This window comes from Phenylobacterium aquaticum (genome assembly GCF_947378715.1).
In the GTDB taxonomy this organism is placed as follows: Bacteria; Pseudomonadota; Alphaproteobacteria; order Caulobacterales; family Caulobacteraceae; genus Phenylobacterium; species Phenylobacterium aquaticum_A.
Genome location: NZ_CANCLE010000236.1, coordinates 1 through 4209, shown reverse-complemented (window position 1 = coordinate 4209; position 4209 = coordinate 1). Strand labels below are relative to the sequence as shown.

Genomic DNA, 4209 nt, shown 5'->3' with positions numbered 1-4209 from the left:
ATCCGGTGGAAATCGTCCTCGGCCTGGGCGTAGATCATGCCGAACACCGCGTCGGCGTCGGTGTGGCCCTTGATGTGGGCGATGCCCCAGTCGTCGCGGACGATGTCGACCCGCGCCGCCTCCGCCCGCAAGCGGCCCATGTCCGGGCTGGCGGCCCCAGCCAGGGCGGGGAATGCGGCGACCGTCGCCATCAGCAGAGCCAGACCAATCCTGCGCACGAAGACCTCCTGCCGACGGTCGGGCCGTCGGGGCGATGGGGTGGGAACGGGCGGACACTAGCCGCCGCCAGAGGACTGGCAAAGGCGCCAGGGGCGTCGAATTCGAATAGCGCGATCGGGGACTTCGATTCGCCGACCAGAGACTGAGATTCCGTCGCATTCTCGGTTATCGCGAGTCATATACTCATGTTGAGGGCATGAATTCGCTGAACCAATTCTACTCAAAACGAGTAGGCCGAGAAGTATCCCTGGGGTGGAGCCGCGATTGACACCGGGATCAGGAGTTGGTCGCGCGCGGCGGAATTTCCAAGCAGATCACGGACTTGATCCTCCCCAACCCCATGGCTTTCAATTGGTTTTCCGAAGGAAACCGCTTTGAACCCGGTTTGTTCCGGCGCCACCCTGGGGCGTCCCGAGCTCTAGAACCCACCCTGGGCGCCACGCTGGCATGAGACCGCTTTGCAAAACTGAAATATGTGCAATTACTCAGGACATCTTGGGAGATCGATGTCGGAGGGCGGCGCGACATCCCGACATCTAAGTTGAGGAGATGACGACCATGGCCGAGGTATCCAACAAGACCCCCGACCCCATGGATGTCGCCCTGGGCGCTGCGGTCCGGATTCGGCGGCGCACCATTGGTATGTCGCAGGAAGCCCTGGCTGAGCAGTGCGGCGTCAGCTTCCAGCAGATTCAGAAGTATGAGAACGGCGCGAACCGCATCTCGTTTTCGCGCTTGGTCCAGATCGCGCGCGCGCTGCGCTGCCGCGTGGTCGACCTGATGGATGTCCTGGACACCCCCGGCCATGATGCGACCGGCGACCTGGACCTGCTCAGCCGCATGCGCACGCCCGGCGCGCTTGAGCTGCTGGCCGGCTTCGAGCGCCTGCCGCAGGAGGCTCGCGCCTCGCTGGTCAACTTCATGCGCGCGCTCACCGGACCGGAGAGCGCCGTCTACGCCCGTCATAAAGAGAGCGCTTGACGCCACACTAGGGTAGGAAACGCCGAGGGCGCGGTCTCCACCCGGAGGCCGCGCCCTTTTCGTAGGCGTCCATCGGCTCGGCGGCGGCTCAGCCCGAGGCCAGCACCTTGTCGATCACCGCCTTGGCGTCCGCGCCGGACCAGTCGGCCCCGCCCATGACCCGGCCCTTTTCAACGCCCTCGGCGTCATAGATCACCGTGGTCGGCATGCCGACCGAGGCCGGCTTCAGGTCGTAGGGCAGCTTCATCTTCGGGTCGCGATAGAAGGTCAGCGGAGCGTGCTGGCCGATGAAGGCCTGGGCCTTGTCGGCCTCGCGGTCGCCGTCGACGCTGACCGGCACCACCACCACCTTGTCGGTCGGATAGGCCGCCGCCAGCTTGGCCAGGGTCGGCATCTCCAGGACACAGGGGCCGCACCATGTGGCCCAGATGTTCAGCACCACGACCTTGCCCTTGAAGTCGGCGACCCGGAACGGCTTGCCTGCGCCATCGTAGAAAGTGGTGACCGGCGCGGCGGTGGCGTCCGGCGAGATGACCAGCTTGGCCATCTCCCCCTTGGCGACCGACTTGAGGTCGCCATGCGCTGCGGGATTGGAGCTTGCCTGAACGATGATGTAGACAACGGCCGCGACGCCCAGAACGGCGACGCCCCAGATCGCCCGTTTCAACAGGCCAGACCTGGGTCCGCCCCCGCTTCCGCCCTCACCGCTCTTATCGATTTCGCTCATATGTCAGACGACTCCTCGCAACGCCCCGACAAGTCCGCCGCCGAAGGCCAGGGCCAGGCCATGTGGGGCGGGCGTTTTACGTCCAAACCGGCGGAATTGATGCAGGCGATCAACGTCTCCATCGGGTTCGACCGCCGGCTGGCGTCGCAGGACCTGGCGGGGTCGCGCGCGCACGCCGCGATGTTGCGCAAGCAGGGGGTCATTTCAAGCGCCGACGAGCAGGCCATCCAGGGCGGCCTGCAGGCCATCGCCGCCGAAATGGCGGCGGGGACCTTCCCGTTCCGCGAGGAATACGAAGACATCCACATGAATGTGGAAGCCCGGCTGCGCGAGCTGATCGGTCCGACCGCCGGACGGCTGCACACCGCCCGTTCGCGCAACGACCAGGTCGCGCTGGACTTCCGCCTGTGGGTCCGCGAGGCCTGCGAGCGCACCGTCGCCCAGTTGCGCGACCTGCAATCGGCCCTGGTCGCCAAGGCCGACGCCCATGCCGAGACCCTGATGCCGGGCTTCACCCACCTGCAGCCCGCCCAGCCGGTGACCTTCGGCCACCATCTGATGGCCTATGTGGAGATGTTCGGCCGTGACGCCGGCCGCTTCGCCGACGCGCGCAGGCGGATGAACGAATGCCCCCTGGGCGCCGCCGCCCTGGCCGGCTCGCCCTTCCCCATCGACCGGGACCATACCGCCAAGGCGCTGGGCTTCGACCGTCCCACGGCCAATTCCCTGGACAGCGTCTCCGACCGCGACTTCGCGCTCGAAGCCCTGGCGGCCGCCACCCTCTGCGGGACCCACCTGTCGCGGTTGGCCGAGGAGATCGTGATCTGGATGACGCCGCAGTTCGGCTTCATCAAGCTCAGCGACGCCTTCACCACCGGCTCCTCGATCATGCCGCAGAAGAAGAACCCGGACGCCGCCGAGCTGGTGCGCGCCAAGGTCGGCCGGCTGCTGGGCTCCTTCACCCAGCTGACAGTCGTGATGAAGGGCCTGCCGCTCGCCTATTCCAAGGACATGCAGGAGGACAAGGTCCCGACCTTCGAGGCCTTCGACGCGCTCGAGCTGTCGCTGGCCGCCATGGCCGGCATGATCGGCGACCTGGAGCCGGTAGCCGCGCGCATGGCCCAGGCGGCCGGCGCCGGCTACTCCACCGCCACCGACCTCGCCGACTGGCTGGTGCGGACCCTGGACATGCCGTTCCGCGACGCCCACCACATCACCGGGGCCGCCGTGAAGCGCGCCGAGATCCTCGGCTGCGATCTGGCCGACCTGCCGCTGTCGGAATTGCAGGCCCTGTCCCAGGGAATCACCGCCGACGTCTATGACGTGCTGACCCCGCGGGCTTCGGCCGGCAGTCGCAAGAGCTACGGCGGGACCTCGCCGGAGCAGGTACGCGCCCAGATCGCGCGCTGGAAGGAGATGCTGAAATGACCCTTCGCACCCTCGCCCTGATCGGCGTGATCACCCTGGCCGGCGCTGGCCTGTCGGCCTGTGGCAAGCTGGGCGCCCTGGAGCGTCCCGGTCCGATCTATGGCAAGGGCGGCGGCGCCGACGCCGGCGCCCAGCCGACCCGCTCGATCCGCACCGTCGATCCCCGCGACCGCAACTCCGACCCTTCGCCCTCGCGGGCCGAACCGATCGAGAGCACCAACAACCCCACGGCCAGCGGGCCGCAGAGCGCCATGCCCGACCCGTACAACAACCCGCAATGAACCACTTCGATCTGCGCGACGGCGAGCTGATGTGCGAGGACGTCTCGCTCACCGCGCTCGCCGAGGCGGTGGGCGCCCCGGTCTATGTCTATTCCTCGGCCACGCTTGAGCGGCACTACACCGTGCTGCGCGACGCCCTGGTCGGCGCCGGCCTGAAGGGCGAGCACGGGGGCGAGCCCCTGATCGCCTTCGCCGTGAAAGCCAATTCCAATGTCGCGGTGCTGAAGACCCTGGCCCGGCTGGGCGCGGGCGCCGACACCGTGTCGGAGGGCGAGATCCGTCGCGCCCTGGCGGCCGGCATTCCCGGCGAACGCATCGTATTCTCCGGCGTCGGCAAGACCGCCGATGAGATCGCCTTCGCGCTCAAGAACGGCGTCTCTGAGATCAATGTGGAGTCCGAGCCGGAGATGCACCTGGCCTCCCAGGTCGCCCAGTCGCTGGGAACCCGGGCTGTGATCGCCATCCGGGTGAACCCCGACGTCTCGGCCGGCGGTCACGCCAAGATCTCGACCGGCAAGGCCGACAACAAGTTCGGCGTCTCCTTCTCGGAAGCCGAACGGCTCTATGCCCAGG

The 4209-nt window shown here is 67.5% G+C and carries 5 protein-coding genes and 1 pseudogene; 4 read left to right on the top strand and 2 right to left on the bottom strand.

The window, feature by feature from the left end; translation table 11 throughout:
- On the bottom strand, nt 1–191 hold a 191-nt coding region (locus Q7P21_RS19655; RefSeq protein WP_304179995.1), incomplete at its 3' end, for a penicillin acylase family protein.
- 586 nt (nt 192–777) lie between these two features.
- Here Q7P21_RS19655 and Q7P21_RS19650 point away from each other — a divergent pair.
- Entirely contained in the window at nt 778–1200 is a 423-nt protein-coding gene (locus Q7P21_RS19650; protein ID WP_304165271.1) for a helix-turn-helix domain-containing protein, read from the top strand.
- An 88-nt stretch (nt 1201–1288) separates the two neighbouring features.
- Here Q7P21_RS19650 and Q7P21_RS19645 read toward each other — a convergent pair whose 3' ends face one another.
- A complete protein-coding gene (locus Q7P21_RS19645; protein WP_304165274.1) occupies nt 1289–1927 on the bottom strand; it encodes a TlpA disulfide reductase family protein in 639 nt (212 codons plus the stop codon).
- Between Q7P21_RS19645 and argH the strand changes: the two genes are divergently transcribed.
- The 3 genes and pseudogenes from argH to Q7P21_RS19630 form a co-directional block, all read left to right on the top strand.
- On the top strand, nt 1928–3355 hold the full coding sequence (argH, locus tag Q7P21_RS19640; RefSeq protein ID WP_304165277.1) for an argininosuccinate lyase: 1428 nt from the start codon (nt 1928–1930) through the stop codon (nt 3353–3355).
- Nucleotides 3352–3636, top strand: coding sequence for a hypothetical protein (locus tag Q7P21_RS19635; protein ID WP_304165279.1), 285 nt, complete (start codon nt 3352–3354; stop codon nt 3634–3636). The genes argH and Q7P21_RS19635 overlap by 4 nt, the downstream gene beginning before the upstream one ends.
- A pseudogene (locus Q7P21_RS19630) lies at nt 3633–4209 on the top strand (diaminopimelate decarboxylase); the annotation flags it as partial. The gene Q7P21_RS19635 and the pseudogene Q7P21_RS19630, both read left to right, overlap by 4 nt.